The 23,626-nt window shown below is 43.9% G+C and carries 31 protein-coding genes; 29 read left to right on the top strand and 2 right to left on the bottom strand.

Annotated elements, in window-relative coordinates:
* The first annotated feature begins 2 nt into the window (after positions 1-2).
* A complete protein-coding gene (locus CJD30_RS02270; RefSeq protein WP_294915884.1) occupies positions 3-761 on the top strand; it encodes a 7-carboxy-7-deazaguanine synthase QueE in 759 nt (252 codons plus the stop codon).
* A 53-nt stretch (positions 762-814) separates the two neighbouring features.
* Positions 815-1,396, top strand: coding sequence for a 6-carboxytetrahydropterin synthase (locus CJD30_RS02265; protein WP_294915882.1), 582 nt, complete (start codon positions 815-817; stop codon positions 1,394-1,396).
* On the opposite strand, the gene glp is transcribed toward CJD30_RS02265, so the two are convergent.
* Positions 1,393-2,610: a gephyrin-like molybdotransferase Glp gene (gene glp, locus CJD30_RS02260; protein WP_294915881.1), complete on the bottom strand. Its 1,218-nt coding sequence runs from the start codon at positions 2,608-2,610 to the stop codon at positions 1,393-1,395. The genes CJD30_RS02265 and glp overlap by 4 nt on opposite strands.
* An 84-nt stretch (positions 2,611-2,694) precedes the next feature.
* Here glp and CJD30_RS02255 point away from each other — a divergent pair, with 84 nt between their 5' ends.
* The 23 genes from CJD30_RS02255 to CJD30_RS02145 all read left to right on the top strand — a co-directional run bounded on the left by CJD30_RS02255 (position 2,695) and on the right by CJD30_RS02145 (position 19,506).
* Complete coding sequence (locus CJD30_RS02255; protein ID WP_294915879.1) at positions 2,695-3,108, top strand: hypothetical protein; 414 nt, start codon at positions 2,695-2,697, stop codon at positions 3,106-3,108.
* Positions 3,108-3,776 carry an RsmE family RNA methyltransferase gene (locus CJD30_RS02250; RefSeq protein ID WP_294915877.1) on the top strand — a complete coding sequence of 223 codons (669 nt, stop codon included), beginning with the start codon at positions 3,108-3,110 and terminating at the stop codon, positions 3,774-3,776. Before CJD30_RS02255 ends, CJD30_RS02250 begins: the two co-directional genes overlap by 1 nt.
* Positions 3,777-3,879: 103 nt before the next feature.
* Complete coding sequence (gene rpmE, locus CJD30_RS02245; protein WP_294915875.1) at positions 3,880-4,083, top strand: 50S ribosomal protein L31; 204 nt, start codon at positions 3,880-3,882, stop codon at positions 4,081-4,083.
* A 42-nt stretch (positions 4,084-4,125) separates the two neighbouring features.
* A complete protein-coding gene (rsmI, locus tag CJD30_RS02240; RefSeq protein WP_294915873.1) occupies positions 4,126-4,935 on the top strand; it encodes a 16S rRNA (cytidine(1402)-2'-O)-methyltransferase in 810 nt (269 codons plus the stop codon).
* A gap of 13 nt (positions 4,936-4,948) precedes the next feature.
* A complete protein-coding gene (gene rlmB / locus CJD30_RS02235; protein ID WP_294915872.1) occupies positions 4,949-5,626 on the top strand; it encodes a 23S rRNA (guanosine(2251)-2'-O)-methyltransferase RlmB in 678 nt (225 codons plus the stop codon).
* Positions 5,623-6,453, top strand: coding sequence for a hypothetical protein (locus tag CJD30_RS02230; RefSeq protein WP_294915870.1), 831 nt, complete (start codon positions 5,623-5,625; stop codon positions 6,451-6,453). The genes rlmB and CJD30_RS02230 overlap by 4 nt, the downstream gene beginning before the upstream one ends.
* 101 nt (positions 6,454-6,554) lie before the next feature.
* Complete coding sequence (locus tag CJD30_RS02225; protein ID WP_294915868.1) at positions 6,555-7,091, top strand: hypothetical protein; 537 nt, start codon at positions 6,555-6,557, stop codon at positions 7,089-7,091.
* 72 nt (positions 7,092-7,163) lie between these two features.
* A complete protein-coding gene (locus CJD30_RS02220) occupies positions 7,164-8,387 on the top strand; it encodes an LL-diaminopimelate aminotransferase (protein ID WP_294915867.1) in 1,224 nt (407 codons plus the stop codon).
* Positions 8,384-9,643 (top strand): homoserine dehydrogenase, encoded by a 1,260-nt coding sequence (locus CJD30_RS02215; RefSeq protein ID WP_294915865.1) that lies wholly within the window; start codon positions 8,384-8,386, stop codon positions 9,641-9,643. The genes CJD30_RS02220 and CJD30_RS02215 overlap by 4 nt, the downstream gene beginning before the upstream one ends.
* A 196-nt stretch (positions 9,644-9,839) precedes the next feature.
* Complete coding sequence (gene rpmJ, locus CJD30_RS02210) at positions 9,840-9,953, top strand: 50S ribosomal protein L36 (RefSeq protein WP_294915863.1); 114 nt, start codon at positions 9,840-9,842, stop codon at positions 9,951-9,953.
* 2 nt (positions 9,954-9,955) lie between these two features.
* Positions 9,956-10,327 carry a 30S ribosomal protein S13 gene (gene rpsM, locus CJD30_RS02205; RefSeq protein WP_294915861.1) on the top strand — a complete coding sequence of 124 codons (372 nt, stop codon included), beginning with the start codon at positions 9,956-9,958 and terminating at the stop codon, positions 10,325-10,327.
* 11 nt (positions 10,328-10,338) lie between these two features.
* Positions 10,339-10,731: a 30S ribosomal protein S11 gene (gene rpsK, locus CJD30_RS02200; RefSeq protein WP_294915859.1), complete on the top strand. Its 393-nt coding sequence runs from the start codon at positions 10,339-10,341 to the stop codon at positions 10,729-10,731.
* Between the two features lie 11 nt (positions 10,732-10,742).
* Complete coding sequence (gene rpsD / locus CJD30_RS02195) at positions 10,743-11,369, top strand: 30S ribosomal protein S4 (protein WP_294915857.1); 627 nt, start codon at positions 10,743-10,745, stop codon at positions 11,367-11,369.
* Between the two features lie 23 nt (positions 11,370-11,392).
* A complete protein-coding gene (locus CJD30_RS02190; protein ID WP_294915855.1) occupies positions 11,393-12,385 on the top strand; it encodes a DNA-directed RNA polymerase subunit alpha in 993 nt (330 codons plus the stop codon).
* 27 nt (positions 12,386-12,412) lie between these two features.
* Positions 12,413-12,763 (top strand): 50S ribosomal protein L17, encoded by a 351-nt coding sequence (gene rplQ, locus CJD30_RS02185; RefSeq protein ID WP_294915853.1) that lies wholly within the window; start codon positions 12,413-12,415, stop codon positions 12,761-12,763.
* 121 nt (positions 12,764-12,884) lie between these two features.
* The gene (locus CJD30_RS02180; RefSeq protein ID WP_294915851.1) at positions 12,885-13,160 is read left to right on the top strand and encodes a NifU family protein; all 276 of its coding nucleotides are present in this window, start codon (positions 12,885-12,887) and stop codon (positions 13,158-13,160) included.
* Between the two features lie 44 nt (positions 13,161-13,204).
* A complete protein-coding gene (locus CJD30_RS02175; protein ID WP_294915849.1) occupies positions 13,205-13,801 on the top strand; it encodes a hypothetical protein in 597 nt (198 codons plus the stop codon).
* Positions 13,791-15,086, top strand: a complete 1,296-nt coding sequence (locus tag CJD30_RS02170) for a UDP-N-acetylmuramoyl-L-alanyl-D-glutamate--2,6-diaminopimelate ligase (RefSeq protein WP_294915847.1) — start codon at positions 13,791-13,793, stop codon at positions 15,084-15,086. The genes CJD30_RS02175 and CJD30_RS02170 overlap by 11 nt, the downstream gene beginning before the upstream one ends.
* 112 nt (positions 15,087-15,198) lie before the next feature.
* The gene (locus CJD30_RS02165) at positions 15,199-15,573 is read left to right on the top strand and encodes a (2Fe-2S) ferredoxin domain-containing protein (RefSeq protein ID WP_294915845.1); all 375 of its coding nucleotides are present in this window, start codon (positions 15,199-15,201) and stop codon (positions 15,571-15,573) included.
* 3 nt (positions 15,574-15,576) lie between these two features.
* Positions 15,577-15,942, top strand: coding sequence for an aspartate 1-decarboxylase (gene panD / locus CJD30_RS02160; protein ID WP_294915843.1), 366 nt, complete (start codon positions 15,577-15,579; stop codon positions 15,940-15,942).
* A gap of 43 nt (positions 15,943-15,985) precedes the next feature.
* Positions 15,986-16,834, top strand: coding sequence for a polyprenyl synthetase family protein (locus tag CJD30_RS02155; RefSeq protein WP_294915841.1), 849 nt, complete (start codon positions 15,986-15,988; stop codon positions 16,832-16,834).
* 3 nt (positions 16,835-16,837) lie between these two features.
* Entirely contained in the window at positions 16,838-18,754 is a 1,917-nt protein-coding gene (tkt, locus tag CJD30_RS02150; protein ID WP_294915839.1) for a transketolase, read from the top strand.
* Positions 18,754-19,506, top strand: a complete 753-nt coding sequence (locus CJD30_RS02145; protein WP_294915837.1) for an RNA methyltransferase — start codon at positions 18,754-18,756, stop codon at positions 19,504-19,506. The genes tkt and CJD30_RS02145 overlap by 1 nt, the downstream gene beginning before the upstream one ends.
* Here the strand turns inward: CJD30_RS02145 and CJD30_RS02140 are convergent.
* Complete coding sequence (locus CJD30_RS02140; protein WP_294915835.1) at positions 19,490-19,813, bottom strand: thioredoxin family protein; 324 nt, start codon at positions 19,811-19,813, stop codon at positions 19,490-19,492. The two genes, CJD30_RS02145 and CJD30_RS02140, sit on opposite strands and share 17 nt — an antisense overlap.
* Positions 19,814-19,825: 12 nt before the next feature.
* Here CJD30_RS02140 and CJD30_RS02135 point away from each other — a divergent pair, with 12 nt between their 5' ends.
* The 4 genes from CJD30_RS02135 to CJD30_RS02120 are packed head-to-tail and all read left to right on the top strand — an operon-like array spanning position 19,826 to position 23,606.
* On the top strand, positions 19,826-20,704 hold the full coding sequence (locus tag CJD30_RS02135; protein WP_294915833.1) for an SPASM domain-containing protein: 879 nt from the start codon (positions 19,826-19,828) through the stop codon (positions 20,702-20,704).
* A gap of 2 nt (positions 20,705-20,706) precedes the next feature.
* Positions 20,707-21,660 carry a magnesium/cobalt transporter CorA gene (gene corA / locus CJD30_RS02130; protein WP_294915832.1) on the top strand — a complete coding sequence of 318 codons (954 nt, stop codon included), beginning with the start codon at positions 20,707-20,709 and terminating at the stop codon, positions 21,658-21,660.
* A 57-nt stretch (positions 21,661-21,717) separates the two neighbouring features.
* Positions 21,718-22,869 carry a sodium:proton exchanger gene (locus tag CJD30_RS02125; RefSeq protein WP_294915830.1) on the top strand — a complete coding sequence of 384 codons (1,152 nt, stop codon included), beginning with the start codon at positions 21,718-21,720 and terminating at the stop codon, positions 22,867-22,869.
* The gene (locus CJD30_RS02120) at positions 22,869-23,606 is read left to right on the top strand and encodes a YaaA family protein (RefSeq protein WP_294915828.1); all 738 of its coding nucleotides are present in this window, start codon (positions 22,869-22,871) and stop codon (positions 23,604-23,606) included. The genes CJD30_RS02125 and CJD30_RS02120 overlap by 1 nt, the downstream gene beginning before the upstream one ends.
* The last annotated feature ends 20 nt before the right edge of the window (positions 23,607-23,626 follow it).

Genomic DNA, 23,626 nt, shown 5'->3' with positions numbered 1-23,626 from the left:
AGATGCTCTATTTGGTTGAACATTTTTACTCCGTGCAAGGTGAGGGGAAATACGTGGGTACCCCCTCACTCTTTTTTCGTTTCGGGGGATGCAACCTCAAATGCGAAGGGTTTGGATGTACCGAGATCACTCCCGATGGGCGTGAGATTATCGGATGCGATACGGTCTATGCTGTCGATCGCAAAGGATTCGGTGATCTGTGGATGGAGGTCGAAGAACTTCAAACGTTGATTTGGATCATGAACGGCTACAAGCTACCTCCGCATGTGGATGTCGTCCTCACGGGGGGTGAACCGCTGATTTATGCCAATGAGCCTATATTTGTGGAGTTTATCGATTATCTAATCTCGCAGGGGCATCGGATTACATTTGAAACCAATGCGACGATTGCTCCCGACTTTGAGCGATTTCCGTTTTACCGCGAAGCGACGTATGCCCTCTCAGTCAAACTCTCCAACAGTGGAGAGCCTGAAAACCGTCGGATTAAGAGTGAAGCGTATACGGATATTATTGCCAATGCAAAAGAGTCGTTTTTTAAATTCAGTGTGGATGAACCATCTCTGAGTGCTCGAATGGAAGAGGAAATCGATGCAATCATCGCAACTGCTCCGTTTACCCCAGTGTATTGTATGCCGCTCGGCGGTGACAAAGCCCATATTGAGGCAAATTGTGAAGCGGTCATCGAGTTGTGCAAACGTCGCGGATTTATTTACTCTGATCGTCTGCACATTCGCATCTGGGATCAGAACCACGGTGTATAATACGACTAGTTTTTGAAGTTACAATGTGTGACTTCAAGTTTTGAAGGTTTTTCATGATTATCCGTAAACTTTTTAAATTCGAAAACGCTCACGTCGTCCGCGGCTGTTCTACCCAGCGATGTCGTGCATCGATTCACGGTCACTCGTATAAAGTCGAAGTGCTGTTTGAATCCAAATATCTCGATCACGGTCAAATGGTGTACGATTTTGGGTTAATGAAGCAGGGGATGAAAGAGCTGATCGACAGTTTTGATCACGGAGTCGCTATCTGGGACGGCGATGATCAAAACTATATCGAAGCGATGAAAGCGCATTCAAACCGATGGGTTTTGCTTCCCGTTTCTCCCTCATGCGAACAGTTCAGCCGTGTATTGTTTTTGATGCTGGATCGGTTGTTGTCTTTGACGCAAACCATCAACGGTGAGCGGGGCGTGAAACTCAACAGTATCATTGTTCATGAGACGGAGACAGGATATGCTCAAGCGTTCGAAGAGGATGCCTATTCGGAACTGATGGGGACGATTCCACTCCAATCGATCCATTTTAGCAATGAAGTGAGAGAGGGGTGGAGCGATCCTCGGCTGTGGGATAAAATCCTTTTAGGCGAACCCTTTATCAATCCCAAAACGATTTAGTAGGTGATCAGAGCATTTTGTTGCTCTGAACTCATACACCAGCGTGTCGGGATAATTTTGACACTGCTTCCCGCTTCAAACCCTTCCACCGACGCATCGACCATCATGATCGCATTGGCCAAGGAGAGGGGTAATACCATTCCAGGACCGAATTTTTCGCACGGTGAGAACGTTGCACCATCATACCATCCCGGAATCAGAGAACGTCTCCCTTTTTTCATTTTAAACGGTTCACGCATAGATGCAGTCATGGTAGAGAGGTATTTGTCCTTACGTCCGCTGAGAGCGAGAATAGCGCTTTGACCGAACAGTTCAAAGCACAATGCCGCTGCAAGAGGATTTCCCGGAAGATTAAGTATCAGTGTCGTACCGATACGGCCAAATGTAGTTGGTTTCCCAGGTTTGATATCGACCGATTCAAAAGCACTTTCAAAGCCTAAAGAGGTAAATGCTTCTTTGGTGAAATCGGCATCGCCTACACTTACGCCGCCCGAAGTGATGATAAGATCGGCATCTAATGCACGGCGAATATATTCTTGAATCGATTCGAGTGAATCGGAAGCGGTTCCGGTAAAAATCACATCGCATCCGAGTTCTTGGGCACGTGCGGCGAATGTTGGAGTATTTGTGTTGTAGAGTTGATTCGATCCTAACGTTTCATAATGCATTTTAAGCTCATTTCCAGAGGAAAAAAGGGCGACTCGAGGGCGACGGTAGACTTTAATATGGGTGACTCCCTGTGAAGCGAGAAGCGAAATATGATGAGCGTGAAGGAGGGTCCCCTCCATCAAGAGTTCCATCCCCGCTTGGATATCCTCCCCTTTGAGACGGATATGCTGTGAAGCTTTTATGGCAGCGGGAAGGGTAATCTGATCTCCGTTTACGACAACCTCTTCGATAGGGATGATCGCCTCACACCCTTGAGGAATCTTTGCTCCCGTCATAATGCGGATGCATTGATCCTCTACCATCCGTATCTCTTCGCCGTTTCCGGCAAAAATAACACACGATTGTTTGAGTGTTTTACCGGCATCTTCGACTCTCACCGCGTATCCGTCCATAGCAGAGTTGTCAAACGAGGGGAGCGAGTGGCGTGCGGTGAGTGCTTCACATAGGACGCGATGGATAGCGTTTTCAATCGGTACGATTTCGCTTTGTGTGGGTGACGCAAAGGTATAAACGAGTTTCAATGCCTCTTCTACGTTGATAGCCATGATGGTTCCTTAGTCTCATTTCCTCTTGATTGAGAGGAATCATTTAATGAGTGATTATAGGCAATTTAAGGTAAAATCCCCTTTATGGAAGCTATGTATAAAACCGGATTGAATATCCACTATTTTGGAGTTATTGTATTGATGGGAGTTGTGGTGTTCAACATCATGATGTTGGCACTCTCTCATCATGTGGTTCGCTATGCCAAACGGATGCGTATTGTGATGCCGATATCGGGCTCTTTTATTGCGCTGATACTCTTCACGGGTGCAGTGATGATGGCGGCAAAGCATCTCTCGTTTACGTTGGCAAATATCGCAATGATCGTCATTGCTATCGTAATGATCGTACTTGAAGCAAAACGGTACAAAACGCTTAAACGTAAAACCGATATCACTCAAGAGGGTGCTTTTGACGAATACAAGAAAAAAGCGTTTCGGTTTTTGGGGATCGAGATGAGTTTGTTACTTGTGATGACGATCTGGATGATGGTACAGTAATGAAATTTCTGCTGCATGATAATGTGGGTGAATATGAGCTGAGTATCAGCGGTGATGATTACAAATATCTTATTAAAGTGCGACGTCATAAGGTGGGAGATCTAATTGCTTTTCGTTCACGTGAGCGTTTGAGTGAAGAGTATCGCTACCGGCTTGAGCGTACCGATGGGCGCAATGCCCATTTTAGTCTCCAAAGCCATTATAGCGCTCCGTGCGAGAGTCCAAAAAAACTTCATATCGGATGGTGTTTGGTAGATCCAAAAACTATTGAGAAAACGTTGCCGATGCTGACGGAACTGGGTGTATACAAAATCACCTTTATCCATTGCCGTCGCTCTCAGCAAAATTTTCGGCTCGATTTTGAACGCTATACGCGGATTATGGAGAGTTCGATAATGCAATGCGGTCGCACGTCGTTGATTGAACTTGGTGAAGCACCAAATCTCAGCACCTTTTTAAAAAATAACCCAGAATCGGTCATTTTCGATTTCGGTGGAGACGTGCTTGAGAGCACTGAAGCAATCGATACCGTTGTGATCGGATGTGAAGGGGGATTTGATGAGGGCGAGCGTAAATTATTTGGCGACTACCGTGTCCGCCTCTTTCCCTTACCGATGATTTTGCGTTCCGAAACGGCAGCGGTAGCGATAGCTGGACGGTTATTGTAAAAAAAGAAAATTTTTGTTATAATGCGCCTCCAATTATCCGCCCCCGTACGGATATAAAACTATACAGACCGACGTACAACGCCGTCGATCACAAGGTAAACCTATGAAAAAAGATCTTCACCCTAACGTTGTTGAATGTACAGCAAGCTGCGCATGCGGTAACTCATTTACTACAACAAGTACAAAAGAATCAATCCGTGTTGATATCTGCAGTGCATGTCACCCATTCTTCACCGGTTCTGAGCGTCAAGTAGATACTGCAGGACGTATCGATAAATTCAAAAAACGTTACGCATTAAATTCGTAATTAAACCCTTTGCCTCTTTGGGGGCAGAAACCGAGCACTCTTATGCTAAGCCTCGTCCCCACTCCTATCGGTAACATTTCTGATATTTCACTCCGTTCTCTTGAGATTTTATCCACAGCCGATACTATCCTTTGCGAAGACACCCGTGTTACCAAAAAACTGATCCATTTGCTAAAAGAGCGCCATAACCTAACGACAACAGAGCCCCAATTTTTTAGTCTTCATTCACATAACGAAGCTGAATTTATCTCCAAACTAACCCCTGAATTTTTTAATCAGAACGTTGTTTATGTCAGTGATGCCGGGATGCCTGGGATCAGCGATCCGGGGCAGATGCTCATCTCTTATTGTATTGATCATGGGATCGCTTACGATGTGCTTCCGGGGGCAAATGCCGTATTAACGGCTTTTGTCGCGAGTGGATTTGTGAATACGAAAATGCTCTTTTTCGGTTTTTTACCGCACAAAGGGAATGATCGATCCGCTGCATTGCAAGAGGCATTGTTCAACGGATATACGACGGTATTGTACGAAGCGCCGACGCGGTTGGAGAAGCTTTTGGGGGAAATCGCGATCGCGGCACCGACGCGCCAGGTCTTTTTGGCCAAAGAGCTCACCAAACGGTACCAGCGGTTTTATCGGGGCATCGCTTCGGAGTTGATGACTCAAATGGATCAAGAGATCCGAGGAGAATGGGTTGTGGTGATCGAAGCTTCGGAGGGGAAAAGCACATCGCTGAGCGAGCAGGATATTTTAGCCCTCGACATCCCTAAAAAAGCGGCTTCCAAACTGATTGCTAAAATTACGGGAGAAAATCCCAAAGAGTGCTATACGCGCCTCATGAAATCTTAGGATATAATACTTTATGATTATTTATGGAAAACAACCAGTTTATTATGCAATTGAACGTCACAAGGATCGTATAAAGACCCTTTATCTGGCAAAAGAGATTGACAAAAAAGAGTATTCGCATTTGATGAAAATGGGATTTGAGATTAAGCGAATCCCGGAAAAAGCGGCACAAGCAATGGTAAAAGGGGGAAATCATCAGGGGTTTATCGCTGAGATTTCACAGATTGTTCCCTACGCTTCCCCGTTTCTCAAAAAATGCGATTTCATCGTTATTCTCAGTTCGATTACCGATATGGGAAATATCGGCTCACTGATCCGCAGTGCGTACGCATTGGGAGTTGATGCGATCGTTATCAGCGGTATAAAAGAGCCCAATTTGGAACCGATGATCCGTACCAGCAGCGGTGCGGCACTCGATATGCCGTTAGTGATTATTCATAATATACATGATGTATTGCATGAATTGAAACAGTCCGGATATAAAATTTACGGTGCGGTGATGGATGGACAGGATATCCGTGAAGCTTCATTCGCCGCTAAACGTGCATTGGTACTTGGAAATGAAGGCGAGGGCTTAAGCGGTCGGGTTCAAAAAAGCCTTGACGTCGGAGTTTCCATCCCTATGGCACATGATTTTGATTCTTTGAATGTCGGTGTTGCCGGCGCAATTTTAATGGAGAGAATGAGATGAAACAATGTAACACGTTCGAAGATTTGCAGGCTCTTGGAATTGAAAAAGTCCATGAACAAACCCATATATCCAGAGATAAATTAGAACTGGTGATGGGAAAAGCCTATGGTGAAATCGGACGTGTTCAGTTTATGGGATATATCTCGATTTTGGAGAGAGAATACGGAATTGATTTGAACGGAATTAAAGAAGAGTACAAAGCATTTTATAACGATAATGCCGACATGATGGCACCAAAACCATCCGTCATTTTACAAGCCACCTCAAATTCAAAACCGAAATGGGTAGTCGCAGGGATAGGTCTCATTGCTCTTTTGATCGTCGGAGGGTATATTTTACAAGGAAAATTGACGACTGCGCCACAAGAGGATGTTATGCATCTCACCACAGCTGCAGTAGAAGTCGTGGATCAAAACAGCGATGTCAATGTAACCGATCGCAATGAGACCAATACCAGTGCAGTTACGGTAGCTGCTCCTGAAGTTGTACCGGTTCCCGCACCCGATATGAATAAAAGTGTAAAACCTGCAAAAACGTTGGTTTCAGCCAAAGAACTCTCTATTCTTCCGAAGTACAAAGTATGGTATGGAATCATTGATGTAGCTAGCGGTGAAAAAACACAGGGTGTTACGAAAGATCCGATCACTATCGATACGGCTAAAAACTTGTTAATCGTTATGGGTCATGGGAGAGTAGAGATTACTTATCCGGATGGAAAAACACAGCTGGATGATAGAAATACGGTCTATTTTACTTCTGAACAAGGCGCTATGAAACAAATCAGCCACAAAGAATTTTTAGAACGAAACGGCGGTAAAGGCTGGTAATTCTAAACGCAATGAAAGCTCTTTTCCTAGCGATTCTCTTCCCCTCCTTTTTATGGAGCACTACTTTCAACACACGCATCTCTTTTACCGGAGTGCCCATAGTGGCGCTTCGGAGCATCCATAACGCTTTTAATACTTTGGGATACCGTTTAGATATCCAAAAAATGAGTGCCGATGGCACGTGGGGTGAACTCAGCGCTATAGCCGTCGGGAATAAAATTTTAAGTGGCGCGATATTGGCTGAAAATCTCAAAGAAGAGAATATTCGAATCGAAAAAGCCCGTTTGGATGGAGCGGATATGGATCTTGTCCTTGATGCACGAAACGCAAAGTGGAATGTGAGTGTACTGGCTCCAGAAGAGGGGATAGAGTTAAAGCGGGTTACTGCACCGCAATGGTTTCAAGTCGATCAATCCAGCCATATTCGTATTTCTCCTCCATATGTCGGGAAATGGTACCCTGATATCACTGTATTGAATGAAAAAATGGATGTTGTATATTCTTATCGCTCACATGAGCCGAAAGAGGAAGTTGTTTTTGAATTACCGCAAGGGGCTTTTTATCTCATGGTATCGAATACACAAGGGATGAAAATGATTAAAGAGGGGATGTGGATTGAGTCTCTTAATGCTCAATAACTCGTTCATATTATAGTTAAACTAAGCCTCTTATGCTAAAATGGCGCAATTTTTTAATCACAGGTTGTAGCCATGTTTGATGAAATCCAATTTGACCGGATTAAACGCCTCCCGAAATATGTATTTGCCGAAGTAAACGAGCTGAAAATGGCTCGACGCCGTGCCGGTGCGGACGTTATCGATTTCAGTATGGGAAATCCTGATGGCGATACTCCTGAGCACATTCGTAAAAAATTGGTGGAATCCGCAGAAAAGACCAAAACACACGGATACTCCGTATCCAAAGGGATCCCTAAACTTCGCCAAGCAATTTGCGACTGGTACAAAGAGCGTTACGATGTCGATTTGAACCCCGATACCGAAGCGGTAGCGACTATGGGTTCCAAAGAGGGGTATGCCCATCTTGCATACGCTATTACCAATCCTGGTGACGTTGTTGTTGTACCGGATCCGACCTATCCGATTCACTCATACGGGTTTATCTTGGCGGGCGGAAACGTTCAAAAGATGGAATTGCCGTTTGATGAAGACTACAAAGTTGACGAAGACCTCTTTTTTGAACGCCTTGAACACGCATTTCATGTATCGTTTCCAAAGCCGAAATATCTTGTTGTAAACTTTCCGCATAACCCGACGACAGCAACGGTTACTCCGGAATTTTATACCCGTGTTGTCGAGATGGCAAAACGTGAACGTTTTTATGTCATTAGTGATATTGCCTATGGAGATTTGACGTTCAACGGATACAAAACGCCATCGATCCTCTCGGTTCCAGGTGCGAAAGATGTTGCGGTAGAAGCGTTTACCCTCTCAAAAAGCTATAACATGGCGGGATGGCGTGTCGGTTTCTTTGTTGGAAATGCAAAACTTATCGGAGCTCTCCAAAAAATCAAAAGCTGGTTGGATTATGGGATGTTTACTCCGATCCAAGTCGCGGCTACTGTTGCTCTGACAGGGGATCAAACGTGTGTCAAAGAGATTACCGATAAATACGATCATCGTCAAGATGTATTGGTTGATGCGTTCAACCGTGCCGGATGGCCGATACGCCGTAATCAAGCATCGATGTTCGTATGGGCAAAAATCCCAGAATGTGCAATTCACATGGGAAGTTTGGAATTCTCAAAACGACTCTTGGTTGAAGCGAACGTTGCCGTCGCACCGGGAATCGGATTTGGGGATTATGGCGATGAGTATGTCCGTATCGCGTTGATTGAAAATGATCAGCGTATCCGTCAAGCGGCAAAAAATATCAAACAGTTTTTAAGCACTTTGAGCGGCAAGGTAAGCGAGTGACACGAGTCGGCGTTATCGGTGTCGGAACGGTAGGGCGCTCCGTCGTTCAGATTTTAGAAGAAAACAAATCGATTATTAGCGCTCGGTCGGGAGATGAAATCGTCGTCAAAAGCGGTGTCGTGCGCGATGTATCCAAAGTCTCTGATCTCTCGATTGCGATTTTGCAAAATCCGTATGATATTGTTGATGATCCGGAAATCGATATCGTCGTTGAATTGATGGGCGGAGTTGAACTCCCATTAGAGATTGTTAAAAAAGCGCTTCAAAACGGCAAAGCGGTGGTAACGGCGAATAAAGCTCTTTTGGCGTATCACCGTTATGAGCTTCAGGAGATTGCGGGGAACATCCCGTTTGAATTTGAAGCAAGTGTTGCAGGGGGAATCCCGATCATCAATGCGCTACGCGATGGGCTCTCCGCAAACCATATTCTCTCTATTATGGGGATCATGAACGGTACGTGTAACTTTATGCTCACCAAAATGATGCAAGAAGGGACGCCGTTCGCCGAGGTATTAGCCGAAGCGCAAGCATTGGGATACGCTGAGGCCGATCCGACGTTTGACATCGGCGGATTTGACGCAGCGCACAAACTGCTCATTTTGGCATCGATTGCATACGGTATCGACGCGAAGCCCGAAGAGATCTTGATCGAAGGGATCGAGGGGATAACTCCGGCCGATATCGCATTTGCCAAAGAGTTTGGCTACACCATCAAACTTTTGGGAATTGCCGCACGTGATGAGAGCGAAGTGGAACTGCGTGTCCATGCGGCATTGGTCAAAGAAGACGCGATGATTGCCAAGATTGACGGGGTGATGAACGGGATCAGCGTTGTGGGAGACCGTGTCGGTGAAACCCTCTATTACGGCCCGGGTGCAGGCGGAAATGCTACCGCAAGTGCTGTAGTCGCCAATATCATTGATATCGTCCGATCGGGCAAACGCTCTCCGATGCTTGGATTCAACCATCCGCTTGAAGAGGGGCTTCGCCTCAAAAATAGCGAAGATATTTGTTCAAAATATTATTTGCGCCTACGCGTCTCCGACAAACCGGGGATTTTAGCCCAAATCACGAGCCTATTTGCGGAACATTCCATTTCAATCGAGGCGGTGATTCAACGACCGAGCGAGAGTGAATGCGCTAACTTGCTATTTGCAACGCACGAAGCGCGTGAACGCTCTATTCGCGATTTGCTTCGACAACTTGAAACACTTAATGCGGTAGTAGAAACACCGTTTATGATACGAATCGTCTAGAGACGTTTCGTTCTCCCTACACTTTTTATACCTTAATAAAACTTTAACCTTGTTTGCTGTATTATACGCGTCCACTTTGCCCTCTTGGACAAATAGAATTGAATGTTTATAACTGCGTTCAATCGTAGTTACAAGTATTGGTATGAGGCAGCTCTACCTACGAGAAGCAAGTGATTTAACTCAACGGAGCCTACCGATGAAAGTACGTTCTTCAGTGAAGAAAATGTGCGATGATTGCAAAATCATCAAACGCAAAGGGATTGTGCGCGTAATCTGCAAAACCCCAAAACATAAACAAAGACAAGGATAAGCATGGCACGTATTGCTGGTGTGGACTTACCTAAGAAAAAACGTTTGGAATATGCATTAACTTATATCTATGGTATCGGTTTGCATACGTCACGCAAAATTTTGGATGCAACTGGACTCGACTACAATAAACGTGTATATGAGCTTTCAGAAGATGAAGCGGCAACGATCGCTAAAGAGATTCGCAGCAGCGGTATCGCTGTAGAAGGGGATCTTCGTAAACAAGTCGCAATGGACATCAAAGCGTTGATGGATCTTGGTTCATACCGTGGTCTTCGTCACCGTAAAGGTCTCCCATGCCGTGGTCAAAAAACCAAAACCAATGCACGTACACGCAAAGGTAAAAAGAAAACCGTCGGCTCAGCCACAAAGTAAGGGATTAGAGTATGGCAAAAAGAAAAGCAACCCGTAAAAAAATCGTAAAAAAGAATATTGCTAAAGGTATCGTTCATATCTTGGCATCGTTCAACAACACTCTTGTTACGGTAACAGATGAAATGGGTAACATGATCGCATGGAGTTCTGCTGGAAGCCTTGGTTTCAAAGGTTCAAAAAAATCTACCCCGTTTGCTGCGCAACAAGCGGTAGAAGCGGCAATGGAAAAAGCAATGGTTCACGGAATCAAAGAAGTGGGCATTAAAGTTCAAGGACCAGGATCTGGTCGTGAAACAGCAGTTAAAAGTGTAGGAGCGATCGAAGGTCTACGTGTTTCATTCATGAAAGACGTTACTCCGCTACCACACAATGGATGTCGTGCGCCTAAGCGCCGACGCGTGTAAGGAGGTTTGTAATGGCAAGATATAGAGGACCCGTAGAAAAAATCGAAAGAAGATTTGGTGTAAGCCTTGGATTAAAAGGTGAGCGCCGTCTTGCAGGTAAAAGTGCCCTTGATAAACGTCCATACGGACCAGGTCAACACGGTCAACGCCGTACAAAAATCTCTGAATACGGTACACAACTTCGTGAAAAACAAAAAGCGAAATTTATGTACGGTTTGAGTGAAAAACAAATGCGTTCATTGTTTGCTGAAGCAAAACGCCGTACTGGTAACACCGGTACGAACTTGGTAATGCTTCTTGAGCAACGTCTTGATAACGTTGTTTATCGTATGGGATTCGCAACGACTCGTCGTTTCGCTCGCCAATTGGTAAACCACGGTCACGTGTTGGTTGACGGAAAACGTGTTGATATTCCATCTTACCGCGTAAAACCGGGACAAAAAGTGGAAATTCATGAAAAAACTAAAAAGAACAACCAAATCGTTCGTGCGATTGAGTTGACCAACCAAACCGGTCTTGCGGCATGGGTTGACATCGATCAAGATAAAGCGTTCGGTATTTTCACACGTCTTCCTGAGCGTGAAGAGGTTGTAATCCCTGTTGAAGAACGTCTAATCGTCGAGCTTTACTCGAAATAATCATTAAAGAAAGGGCGTTCAGCATGAAAAAAATTAAGACATCACCGCTTCTTCCGAAAGAGTTTGTCGTCGAGCAAATCAGCGCGAACGAAGCAAACATCATTGCTTATCCGTTTGAAACCGGATTTGCGGTTTCACTCGCCCATCCGATCCGCCGCTTTTTGCTAAGCAGCTCGGTTGGATTCGCACCGATCGGTATTAAAATTGAGGGTGCTAAGCATGAGTTTGACTCCGTGCGCGGTATGCTCGAAGATATTTCGGATTTCATTATTAATCTTAAAGGGGTTCGTTTCAAATTGAAAAACGGACTCAAAGAAAAAGAGATTACGTACAGTTTTGCAGGCCCTTGTGAAATTCATGGACGTGATTTGGATAATGATGATGTCGAAGTTGTAACCCCAAATGCATTTTTGGCAACATTGAATGAAGATGCTACGTTGAACTTCAGCGTTAAAATTCATCAAGGTATCGGTTATGCGCCGAGTGAAGATGTACGTGAAATGTTGGGTGACGGATACATTGCGTTGGATGCATATTTTACACCGGTTCGCCGTGCAACATATGCGATTGAAAACGTTCTTGTTGAAGATAACCCGAATTTTGAAAAAGTGGTTATCAACATCGCTACAGACGGACAAATTTCTCCGGTTGATGCATTTAAAAATGCTCTTGAAGTAATGTATGCTCAAATGGCTGTATTTAACAGTGAAGTTAGCATCAAAGCTCCTGCAGCTGCAGAGCGTGCAGATGAGCATCCTGAACTTAAACGTTTGGGTGCACGCATTGAAGACCTTGGATTGAGCGCTCGCAGTTTCAACTGTCTTGATCGTTCAAACATCAAATACATCGGCGAAATCGTAATGATGAGCCAAAATGATTTGAAAGAGGTTAAAAACCTTGGTAAAAAATCGTTCGAAGAGATTTTGGAAAAAATCACTGAGTACGGTTACACTGTCGGACAAGATTTGGCAGATGACTTGATCAGTGCGATCAAAAAGAAAATCGAAGCTGAATAAGCTTTAAACCATTATAGGAAGTATCTCATGAGACATCGTCACGGATACCGCAAACTAGGTCGAACGAGCGCACATCGTGAAGCTTTGTTGACAAATCTTAGTATTGCGTTGATTGAACACGGTAAAATTGAAACTACGTTGATGAAAGCAAAAGAACTTCGTTCTTTCGCTGAAAAGTTAATCACAACAGCGCGTGCTGGTGATGCTAACGCTCACCGTGCAGTATTCGCTGTATTGCAAAACAAAGAAGCAACTAAAACTCTTTTGAATGAAGTTGCTCCAAAATACAATGAGCGCAACGGTGGATATACTCGTATCGTTAAAACTCGTATTCGTCGCGGTGATGCTACACCGATGGCATACATTGAACTCGTATAACGAGTTCAATACACCCACCCCTTAATTCGAGCTTCACTCGAAAACTACCCTTTTCGCATTAGTACATGATAAGACCTTTTTTTATACTATACTGCAATATTTGAGCTTTATAAGGTACGATATGATTCCATTTACTGACGAAGAATTAATGAATCCGGTTCGCAATGTTATTGACAAAATTCGCCCATCGTTGGCATTAGACGGGGGAGATATAGCATTTTTGACCGTAAAAAACGGAACAATTTATGTACAACTTCAAGGTGCGTGTGTTGGATGTTCAAGCAGTGGAAATACATTAAAATACGGCGTTGAGAGACAATTACGGATGGATATCCATCCGGAATTGGTCGTTATTAACGTACCACACGGAATGGAACATCAAATCGACTCACTGTAACAAAAATAAAATGAGCCGATATTAGAAAAAGAGGAGGGAGAACTATGAAAACAACAACCAATTTAACCAAAACCCTCAAACAAGCAAACGAACATTTTTTGGCGGGTCAATATGCCGATGCGTTACGTGACTATTCTTTAGTCTTGAAAGATTATCCTGATTCGAAAGAGGCATATAACGGAGCCATCTTAGCCGATATGGCAATGAGCGGCGAGAGTGCCGGTGAAGCACTTTTTGATTATTATACGATTTTGAGAAAAGAGGATGCCGAATCGGCAGATATCATCATCTCTGAGATTTTAGAGACGATGGACGGGACAGTCGAACAGCTTTCCGGACTTTTTGAAGAGACCATAAAACAACGTCTTGCATATGAAGATGGGATTATGTACAATGAGTTTAAAGAGCTTGTTGCCAACGATAGCGATTTTAACCGCATATTTGAGAATATCATGTTTTCAACACGGGTTATCATCACCGAAAAAGAGGATTTTGTCGACTTTTTGGACAATTTGATCGATCATGGCTACAAAGAGATGGCTCTCAGCTATCTAGAGAGTGCTTTGGGCGTCTATCCGAACGACCGTCAGTTACGGAATTTGTTGCGTCGATTAGCAAAAGGTAAAAACATTGAAAATTGAGATACAAGGTCAGCCGTATCGCTATATCACTGAGAATTCAGGCGAATGCGATGCAGAGTGTGCTTTTTTATTAACCAAACAAAATGAAAAATACAAAGAAGACGCCCTTGCTCGTGGGGCTAATTGCGTTCTAAGCCCTGAGGAGTGCTGGAGCCTATTTGGTTTGAATCGTCTATGCGTCATCGGTATTACCGGAACCAACGGTAAAACAACGACGGCAAGTGCGATTTACTCTTTATTGCTTGATCTAGGGCATAAAGCGGCAATGCAGGGCACGCGCGGATTTTTCATGAATGATGCGCCGGTTGAGGGGAAAACGTTAACAACACCTACGGTTTTGAATACGTATCGTCATATGGCTCAGGCGATTGCAGAAGGGTGCGAATATTTTGTCATGGAAGTGAGTTCTCATGCGATCGAACAAGAACGGATCGCAGGGATACAATTTGGGCTTAAAATTTTGACGAATATCACCCAAGATCATCTTGATTATCATCAAAGCATCGATGAGTACATCCGAATTAAAAATCTCTTTTTTGCGGATGAGTCGAAAAAACTGATCAACAAAGATGAACCTAAAGCGCAGTTTAATATCAAAAATGCTTTCACCTACGGTGTTGAAAATCCAGCTACCTATAAAATTTTGGCGTATTCGTTGAACAACGGTGTAAGCGGAGTGTTGAAACATTTTGAAGATCATGTTCCTTTTGTGACGTCGTTGCACGGGTTTTTCAACCTCTATAATATTACTGCCGCTTTTGCAGCCGTTCATTTGGTTACAAACGAGAGTCTGGAAAAAATTGCCGATGCTTTGGAGAATTTTGGCGGGGTGAGCGGACGTATGGAAGTGGTGAGCGAATCGCCTCTTGTCATTGTCGATTTCGCTCATACTCCAGATGGAATGGAACAGGTGCTTAATGCGCTCAAAGAGAAAGAGGTCTTGGTCGTGTTTGGTGCAGGAGGGGATCGCGACCGTAGCAAACGCCCTATGATGGGGAGAGTCGCAAGTGCATATGCGAAAAAAGTATATGTGACGAGTGATAATCCCCGTTTTGAAGATCCGGATGCAATTATTGAAGATATTCTCTCCGGAATCGAAGACAAAAGCAATGTGTACGTAGATGTCAATCGCCGTAATGCGATAGCCCAAGCGCTAAAAGATCGAAGCGGTGATGAAGTGATTTTGATTCTCGGAAAAGGGGATGAAACGTCACAGATTATCTACGACCAGCATTTGCCGTTTGATGATCGTGTTGTGGCACGAGAGTTGTTAAAAGAGCTTTAAACGACTAAATTGTTTTTTTGAGCTAACAATGTAGCTTTAAGATTTGGCTATAATGCGGTAATTATTTTTATCGTAGCCGTATTTTACGTATATCGATGTGAAGGAGTAGTTGATGGGTCTTCCTCAACCGGCATTTTATATTTTCAAGTGTGAACAGAGCTCTCCTCCGGGGATGCCAAAGCCAAGCTGTGTCAATCCGCACACTCAAGATTTGTTTCAACATTTGGCACAAACGCTTATGCAAAAAGGGTTGATTGCAACCGTGCAACCGATCCGTACGTCATGTATGAATCGCTGTAATGTTGGACCTGTTATGTTGGTAGAACCGGGACATGTAATGTACGCTGGACTTACCAAAGAGAAAATCAATGAGATTATTGATCGTCATATTATCGGTGGTGAAGTGGTTCAAGAGTATGTTATCCCATCAGAACTTTGGGATGCTCCAATCACTCCGGCTGATATGATGAAGCAGATGGGCAGATAAATTATGTTGATCGAAATGCTCTACAGTAAAATCCACCGTGCGACCGTTACCGACGCAAATCTTAATTATGTCGGTTCGATCACAATTGACGAAGAGCTTTTGGAAGCATCCAAAATGCGTGTCGGTCAAAAAGTGGAAATTCTAAATATCAATAACGGTGAACGTTTTTCTACTTATATTATCCTTGGTGAGCGCGGCAAACGTGATATCTGTCTTAATGGGGCAGCTGCACGTAAAGTACACAAAGGGGACAAAATTATCATTGTTGCCTACGCAACGTATAATGATGCAGAGCTTGAAACGTATAAACCTACTGTTGTATTAGTTGATGATGAGAACAGTATCACTGACATAATCGAGAAGATATAAGCTCCAACGTGGTAATATTTCGCTAAAAAATAGTGGGATAGGTATGGAGCAATTTGAAGCATTTTTAGCAGCGCATCTCCCTTCAGCTGCATCTTTTCATCCCCACTATGAAACTTCACTGCACCAAATGCTCTTGGGGGGCGGAAAACGTTTTCGTCCGGCTCTTTTATTGGGTGTTGTTCAAGCCTATAATACACTTTTGGTTCCCAGTGCGTATCATGCAGCGCTTGCTATTGAATTGCTGCATACGTACTCTTTGATTCATGATGATCTCCCTGCAATGGATAATGCCGACCTGCGCCGAGGGATGCCTACACTCCATAAAATGTACAATGAAGTGAGTGCGATTCTGGCAGGGGATGCACTGAATACTTATGCATTTGAAGTGCTTTCGAATGCTCCGTTTTCGGATAAAGTCATTGTCAAACTGGTCCGTTCACTCGCACATAACGGTGGAGTAGAGGGGATGGTTTTAGGGCAAGCGATCGATTGCCATTTTGAAAACCAACGGTTGGAATTGGAACAGGTGAAAATGCTCCATATCCACAAAACAGGCAAACTGATTGCCGCATCGCTACAAATGGGTGCATACATTGTCGGACGAGACGATCTTGCACAGCAGCTTTATGATTTCGGTATTGATTTGGGGTTGTTGTTTCAAATTCAAGACGATATTTTGGATGTGACCCAAGATGAAACACAAGCAGGCAAAACAACCAATAACGATGAAGCGAAAAACAGTTTCGTTACGTTGCTCGGGTATGAGCGGGCAATGGATGAGGCCAATGCTTTGGCAGAAAAAGTAACACGACAAATGATGAGTTTTGATGAGAATTTGCAACGTGAATTGTCACCAACACTTACCCAATATATTAACCGACACAAGGACTAACCGATGAGTAATACAATGCGCCAAAAAATGGCAGATACAATCCGCTTTTTAGCGGCAGACATGGTACAACAAGCTAATTCAGGCCATCCGGGTGCACCGATGGGATTGGCGGACATCGCTGTCGTTCTTTCTGAACATCTTACCCATAGTCCGAAGAATCCGAAATGGTTGAACCGTGACCGTTTAGTGTTCTCAGGCGGACACGGTACGGGTCTGATCTATTCGCTTTATTATCTTTGGGGATACGGGTTAGAGATCGAGGATCTTAAAAATTTCCGCCAGCTTGATTCTGCAACACCGGGACATCCCGAATACGGTCATACGGCTGGGGTAGAGATTACCACGGGGCCATTAGGACAAGGAATTGCGAATGCGGTCGGTTTTGCAATGGCATCTTCATATGTCGGCAACAAAGTGAATTCTGAAACGGCAGAATTGATTGATCACAATGTGTATTGTCTGTGCGGAGACGGTGACTTGGAAGAGGGGATCAGTTATGAAGCGTGTTCGATTGCCGGGCATCTCGGACTTGATAATTTGGTTGTGATTTACGATTCAAACCGTATTACAATCGAGGGTTCAACCGAACTCAGCCTTAGTGAAAATATTCGGAACCGTTTCGAATCGCAAAACTGGGCGGTATTGGAGATTGACGGGCACAATTTCGAAGAGATTGACGGTGCATTAACGCAATCTAAAACGATCAAACGTCCGGTACTTATTATTGCAAATACCGTTATCGCCAAAGGGGGCGGTAAAATGGAAGGCTCACACCATGCGCATGGAGCACCGCTTGGGCACGATGTGATCAAAACGGCTAAAATGGCAGCCGGATTCGATCCTGAAAAAACGTTCCATGTCGATTCGGATGTATTGGAACGTTTCCGTTGTGCGATTGAAAAAGGGGATTTGGCAGAGCGTGAGTGGAATCACCGTCTCAATGAGCTCCCATTGGTAGAGCAAAATGAAGCGTATGAGCAGTTGATGAATCCGGATTTCAGCCGTATCCAATGGCCTACTTTTGAGAAAGCGGATGCAACACGTAACACTAACGGTGTGATTTTGAATGCAATTGCCAAAGCGATTCCGGGCTTCCTTGGCGGGTCGGCGGATCTCGGACCATCCAATAAAACCGAATTAGCAAACATGGGAGATTTCCCTAAGGGCAAAAATATCCACTTCGGTATCCGTGAGCATGCTATGGCATCGATAACGAATGCGATGGCATTGTATGGTCCGATTATGCCTTTTAGCGCAACGTTTTTTGTATTTAGTGACTACCTCAAACCATCTGCACGTATTGCAGCACTCAGCGGTATCCAACACTTTTTCATTTGGACACATGATAGTATCGGTGTGGGGGAAGACGGCCCTACCCACCAACCGATCGAGCATTTGAGCCAATTTAGAGCGTTGCCGAATTTTTATGTCTATCGTCCGGCAGATGGTGCTGAAAACGTCAAAGCATGGCAGAAAGCCCTTTCGATGAAACACTCTCCATCGGCATTCGTATGTTCACGCCAAAATCTTCCGTTGCTTCCGTCCCCTGTTCACGGAGATGTTGAAAACGGCGGTTATTTGCTTATAGAGCGTCCTAATGCTACGGTTACCATTATGGCATCGGGTTCAGAAGTCGCCTTGGCGATTGAGAGTGCTGAACTTCTCTCATCACGCGGCATTGCGGCAAATGTTGTGAGTGTACCGTGTTTTGATTTGCTGATGGAACAATCACCAAGCTATATCGAATCGATCATTAAACCATCCACGAAGAAAATTGCTATTGAAGCGGCTCGCGGGCTTGAGTGGTACCGATTTGCCGATACGGTTGTTGCGATGGAAGGATTTGGGGCGAGTGCACCGGCCGATAAGTTGTTTGAGAAATTCGGATTTAGCGCAGAAGCCGTTGCGGCAAAAATCTGATGAACGATTCTCCTGAGTATTTAGAGAAAAAGCGTTTTTTCGACTCTTTAATAACATTGTATGGGCGTAACGTTGCAGTCGAAGTACTGCGAGACGATGCCGTAGAGATTCATAAATTGCACCTCTCCAAGAGCAATCGCACTGATGAGACGATCGAAGAGATCATGGCACTTGCCGAAATGCGTGGTGTAGAGATCAAATACCACACCAAAGAATCTCTCTCCCGCATTTCCAAAAACAGTGCGCAAGATCAAGGAGTAGCGATTGATGTCGTAAGCCAAAATTACCGCAGTGCTTCAGCTATTGCGACCGATTTACCGGGTTCTTTTCGTCTTTTGGCCCTTGATGGGATCAATAATCCGCAAAATTTAGGGATGATTGTCCGATCCGCAGCGGCGAGTAAAATCGATGGAATCGTATTGCCTCGCCGTAACAGTACGAAACTTTCACCGTTGGTGATGAAAGCCTCAGCGGGGACTCTCTTTAAAATACCGATCTATTACTGTGAAGATTTGAGTGAGATTTTGACATTGAGCGATACAGCAATCATTACCCTTTCGTCTCACGCTAAATATGACATCCATACGCTGAAAATCCCCAATCGCTCTATCTTTGTGTTAGGAAATGAGAGTGAAGGGGTTAGTGATAGTGTAATACGTGCATCGACTCATAGTGTCAGTATCCCAATGCATCGCGGGGTTGAATCCCTCAACGTTGCCGTAACAGCAGGGATTGTTAGTTTTCTACCATAAGGTTATAGGGTCGGCGTATAGCATCTGTCACTTCGCCGATACTCATGTGGCGGCTTTTGCGTAAAAATTCCCGTCCCTGAAAAAAGATCAGTACTGTCGGAATGGTAAAGACGGTAAAATGGGATGCAATTTCGGGCGTTTCGGAAATATCGATACTCTCGATGACAAAAGTGGGGAATTCGGTTGTGATCGCTTCGGTCAGTTTCGGTTTAAGGGCATGACAGACGTTGCAGGTGGGTGCGCTAAAATAGAGCATGAGCGCATCGTTGGTTATGAGGGTGTTTTGGATGGCTTCTAATGTTTGCATAAAGGGATTATAATGAAATTCAGCCGTGCCTACGTTGAAATAACCAATATTTGCGGACTCTCCTGCAGCTTTTGTCCTCCCAAACCAAAACCGACCCAAACAATGGAACTCCCTTTTTTCAAAAAGGCTCTTGCTGAACTAAAACCGTATACCGACGAGATTGCCTTGCATGTGATGGGTGATCCGATAGTGCTCAGCAATGTGAGAGACTATCTGGATAGTGCCTATGCTCTGGGGTTTAAAGTGATGATCACTACTAGCGGATTTTATTTGGATCCACTCCGTAGAGAAGCCCTTTTTCATCCCGCACTCCGTCAGCTCAATATTTCCCTCAACAGCTTTAATAAAAACAGCGTATCTCGGACGTTTGAAGCGTATATGGAGCCGATATTGGCACTGTGTGATGAGAAACTATCCCGTGAGGTTGATTTTTTTATTAATCTTCGATTGTGGAATTTGGATGATATTTATAGTGAAAGCCGTTTTAATGAACGACTATTTGCGCTTTTGGAGAATCATTTTTCGCTTGAACCCGGGATGATTGCTTTACAAATCAGCGGGGAGCGCCAATCAATCCGTTTAGCCTCCAAAATACTGCTCCATTTCGATCGCTATTTTGAGTGGCCGAATCTGGACAATGATACCCTTACACATGGATATTGTCAGGGACTCGGCAAACAAATCGCTATCCTTTCGGATGGAAGAGTGGTTCCTTGCTGCTTGGATTCGGATGGGATCATTGATCTTGGTAACCTACATGAGACAAATTTGGGTAAAATTCTCTCATCAGAACGTGCTGTAGCTATTCGTGATGGATTTTCCAGAGGGGAATGTGTCGAAGAGCTGTGTCAAAAATGCCGTTATAAAGAACGATTTAACAAGGAGGTATAACGATGATCAAATGTTATGTACGCAATGAAAACGCGATAGCATTCATCGATACGATGTCAGAGCTTGACGGTGACGTAATCGAGAAAGTGATTTGGATCGATATGTTGATGCCGACGTATGACGAAATTGTTTTTATTGAAAATACCTTCAACATTAAATTTCCGACCAAACAAGAGACCGAAGAGATTGAGATCAGTTCGCGCTATTGGGAAGAGTCCGATCGTATTGAAATCAACAGTTATTTTTTGATCTCAAAACTTGAAAACTCACACAATGAGACGGTGTCATTTATCCTCTATCATAATCTTTTGATTTCGATCCGCTATACCAATCTCTATACATTTGATGAGTTTAACCGCAAATTTTTTGCAACGCCGAAACAGTTTGAGACCGGATACGATATTTTTTGTCAAATTTTGGATATCCGTATTGATGCCGATGCGGATATTATTGAAAAACTGGCTCGTGACATTACCCGTCTACGCAAACACGTCTTGACCGACTATTCGAACGAAGATGAAGAGATTTTGGCACGTATTTCGTCTTTGGAAGATTTGAATACCCAGATACGAGAAAACCTGAACGATAAACAGCGAATTTTGAGCGCATTTTTAAAATCGAATAAGTATAAACATGCACTAAAACATGATGTTACCGTCATGCTCAAGGATATCAAATCACTGATTGACTACACTGACTTTAATTTCGAGCGACTCGATTATCTTCAAAACATCTTCGTCGGCGTATTGAGCATTGAACAAAACAAAGTCATTAAAATGTTTACAATCGTTAATGTCGTCTTCTTGCCGCCAACCTTGATTGCGAGTATTTATGGGATGAACTTTGAAATTTTGCCGGAACTTCATTGGCAGTACGGCTATTTGCTCTCCATTGTTATGATGGTTATCTCATCGATTTTACCGGTATATGTATTTAAACGAAAAGGGTGGATTTAATCCCCATTGTGATTTGTGGTATGATTCTTACCACTACTTTATCTAAAGGATAACGACTTGGACAGGCGGATACGCTATTTTATTGAAGATTATTGGGATATATTTGTTGGAATAGTCTCCATGGCGTTTGCTTTTTTCTTTCACACGTACGGCGACGGTATTTTGGCAACATTGTTTGCCGCGGTTGCTATTGCCTCTCTCTCGCTTACGGTTGCCGAGGTGGCTGATATTCTCTCTGAACGACTTCATGAACCCTATGGCAGTTTTGTTTTGACGTTTAGTGCCGTTGCGGTAGAGATTATCTTGCTCTATATTATTTTGTTAGAGGTGCGTCACTCTCCCGATGTTATTGAAACGGTTAAAGGGGGGATTATTTCGGCAGTTATCGTCGATTTGAACGTTTTATTAGGGCTTGCTGTATTTTTGGGAGGGCTTGCTTATACCCAGCAGCAGCACAACAAAGAGACCTCCAGCGCATACAGTACCGTCTTATTTGTCGCGTCAAGCGCTTTGCTCGTGCCGGGATTGTTGAGTCATGCCGATCACGGTATCGCAGAGCTAACCCATGTGAGCCATCTTATCGCAGGGGTACTGCTTTTTTTCTATATCATTATTTTTATTTTTCAGACCCGTACCCATACCCATTTTTTCAAAGCAACGGCACGAAGCCGTTTTTTCCGCCTAAAACGCAAACTTCAAGAAGAGGAAGATGCGGAGATTGATGAAAATGAGTCGAGCGACTATATTTTCGAGCATCTTTCCACTCCGATCAACTTTATGGCGATATTTGTTTTGATCGGGATTATTGCATTCGGTGCGGAAATTTTTGCCGGCGAAGGGGTCTTGATCGCAAAAGAGTATGGAGTATCTGCCGGTTTGGCCGGTTTGGTTATTGCGATTATCAGTGTCAGCCCTGAAATTTTTACGGCAGTTCGCGCTGCACGCAACGATCAGATTCAACGGGTTGTGAATATTGCGATGGGGGCATCGACGGTATCGATTATTTTGACGGTTCCGATTTTGATGATGTTGGCGTACCTCTCAGGGATTAATTTGACCCTTGATTTTAACCCGCTGCAAATTGGGGCGTTATTGCTAACAATTTTGTTAGTATGGAAAACGACTGATGAGGGTGAGACCAACTACTTCGAAGGGGCATCGCATCTGATGTTCTTTCTGAGCTATGCCATTATTGCGGCGTATTACTGATGCTTATCCTTTTTTCCCCAAGTGAAGGAAAACGCCAAGGGGGCAGTTGTCCTCCCTTGAATGAAACAGATTTGATATTTCCTGAGTTATTTGAGAAACGGCTTGAGGTAATCGAGCAATATGAGTATTTGATACAAAATGGAAATGATGAAGATTTGTATGAGCTTTTTGGTATCAAAGACTCCGGTGAGTATCATCGTTATCGTCACCCTATAAAATCTCTCTCTACCATGAAAGCGATTGAGCGCTATGAAGGGGTAGCGTATGATTATTTGGACTATTCAAATCTTACAGCCGATGCGCAAAAATACATAGATACACATACCCTTATTTTTTCGAACCTTTTCGGTCCTGTACGCGCTTCGGACGTATTACCCGATTACAAACTCAAGCAAGGTGCCGCGATAGGATCGTTTATCCCAGATAAACATTATAAAACCCATTTCACAGCTGCATTGGATGCTATGATAGGTGATGATGAAATTTTGGATTTACGCGCTGGATATTACGATAAGTTTTATATTCCCGAACAATCGGTGACAACATTGAAGTTTCTCAAGGGGGGAAAAGTGGTTAGTCACTGGGCAAAAGCGTATCGAGGGATTGTTTTGCGTGAAGCGGCAAAAAGACAAATCGACTCAGTAAATGCCCTGGTTGCTATGAATATTGAAGGGTTGATGGTCGAAGAAATCATCGAGAAAAAAAAGAAAAAAGAGATTATTTATAGAATCTTTTAAATACCCTTGACATTTAATAA

Source organism: Sulfuricurvum sp. PD_MW2, assembly GCF_002633015.1.
GTDB lineage: Bacteria > Campylobacterota > Campylobacteria > Campylobacterales > Sulfurimonadaceae > Sulfuricurvum.
The sequence above is the reverse complement of the archived record's forward strand: the minus strand, read 5'-3'. Positions and strand labels throughout refer to the sequence as shown.

Bases quoted from the DNA above. Each gene is read 5' to 3' on its own strand.
- CJD30_RS02270 (WP_294915884.1), top strand. From the start codon at position 3: ATGCTCTATTTGGTTGAACATTTTTACTCCGTGCAAGGTGAGGGGAAA.
- CJD30_RS02265 (WP_294915882.1), top strand. From the start codon at position 815: ATGATTATCCGTAAACTTTTTAAATTCGAAAACGCTCACGTCGTCCGC.
- glp (WP_294915881.1), bottom strand. From the start codon at position 2,610: ATGGCTATCAACGTAGAAGAGGCATTGAAACTCGTTTATACCTTTGCG.
- CJD30_RS02255 (WP_294915879.1), top strand. From the start codon at position 2,695: ATGGAAGCTATGTATAAAACCGGATTGAATATCCACTATTTTGGAGTT.
- CJD30_RS02250 (WP_294915877.1), top strand. From the start codon at position 3,108: ATGAAATTTCTGCTGCATGATAATGTGGGTGAATATGAGCTGAGTATC.
- rpmE (WP_294915875.1), top strand. From the start codon at position 3,880: ATGAAAAAAGATCTTCACCCTAACGTTGTTGAATGTACAGCAAGCTGC.
- rsmI (WP_294915873.1), top strand. From the start codon at position 4,126: ATGCTAAGCCTCGTCCCCACTCCTATCGGTAACATTTCTGATATTTCA.
- rlmB (WP_294915872.1), top strand. From the start codon at position 4,949: ATGATTATTTATGGAAAACAACCAGTTTATTATGCAATTGAACGTCAC.
- CJD30_RS02230 (WP_294915870.1), top strand. From the start codon at position 5,623: ATGAAACAATGTAACACGTTCGAAGATTTGCAGGCTCTTGGAATTGAA.
- CJD30_RS02220 (WP_294915867.1), top strand. From the start codon at position 7,164: ATGTTTGATGAAATCCAATTTGACCGGATTAAACGCCTCCCGAAATAT.
- rpmJ (WP_294915863.1), top strand. From the start codon at position 9,840: ATGAAAGTACGTTCTTCAGTGAAGAAAATGTGCGATGATTGCAAAATC.
- rpsM (WP_294915861.1), top strand. From the start codon at position 9,956: ATGGCACGTATTGCTGGTGTGGACTTACCTAAGAAAAAACGTTTGGAA.
- rpsK (WP_294915859.1), top strand. From the start codon at position 10,339: ATGGCAAAAAGAAAAGCAACCCGTAAAAAAATCGTAAAAAAGAATATT.
- rpsD (WP_294915857.1), top strand. From the start codon at position 10,743: ATGGCAAGATATAGAGGACCCGTAGAAAAAATCGAAAGAAGATTTGGT.
- CJD30_RS02190 (WP_294915855.1), top strand. From the start codon at position 11,393: ATGAAAAAAATTAAGACATCACCGCTTCTTCCGAAAGAGTTTGTCGTC.
- rplQ (WP_294915853.1), top strand. From the start codon at position 12,413: ATGAGACATCGTCACGGATACCGCAAACTAGGTCGAACGAGCGCACAT.
- CJD30_RS02180 (WP_294915851.1), top strand. From the start codon at position 12,885: ATGATTCCATTTACTGACGAAGAATTAATGAATCCGGTTCGCAATGTT.
- CJD30_RS02175 (WP_294915849.1), top strand. From the start codon at position 13,205: ATGAAAACAACAACCAATTTAACCAAAACCCTCAAACAAGCAAACGAA.
- CJD30_RS02165 (WP_294915845.1), top strand. From the start codon at position 15,199: ATGGGTCTTCCTCAACCGGCATTTTATATTTTCAAGTGTGAACAGAGC.
- panD (WP_294915843.1), top strand. From the start codon at position 15,577: ATGTTGATCGAAATGCTCTACAGTAAAATCCACCGTGCGACCGTTACC.
- CJD30_RS02155 (WP_294915841.1), top strand. From the start codon at position 15,986: ATGGAGCAATTTGAAGCATTTTTAGCAGCGCATCTCCCTTCAGCTGCA.
- tkt (WP_294915839.1), top strand. From the start codon at position 16,838: ATGAGTAATACAATGCGCCAAAAAATGGCAGATACAATCCGCTTTTTA.
- CJD30_RS02145 (WP_294915837.1), top strand. From the start codon at position 18,754: ATGAACGATTCTCCTGAGTATTTAGAGAAAAAGCGTTTTTTCGACTCT.
- CJD30_RS02140 (WP_294915835.1), bottom strand. From the start codon at position 19,813: ATGCAAACATTAGAAGCCATCCAAAACACCCTCATAACCAACGATGCG.
- CJD30_RS02135 (WP_294915833.1), top strand. From the start codon at position 19,826: ATGAAATTCAGCCGTGCCTACGTTGAAATAACCAATATTTGCGGACTC.
- corA (WP_294915832.1), top strand. From the start codon at position 20,707: ATGATCAAATGTTATGTACGCAATGAAAACGCGATAGCATTCATCGAT.
- CJD30_RS02120 (WP_294915828.1), top strand. From the start codon at position 22,869: ATGCTTATCCTTTTTTCCCCAAGTGAAGGAAAACGCCAAGGGGGCAGT.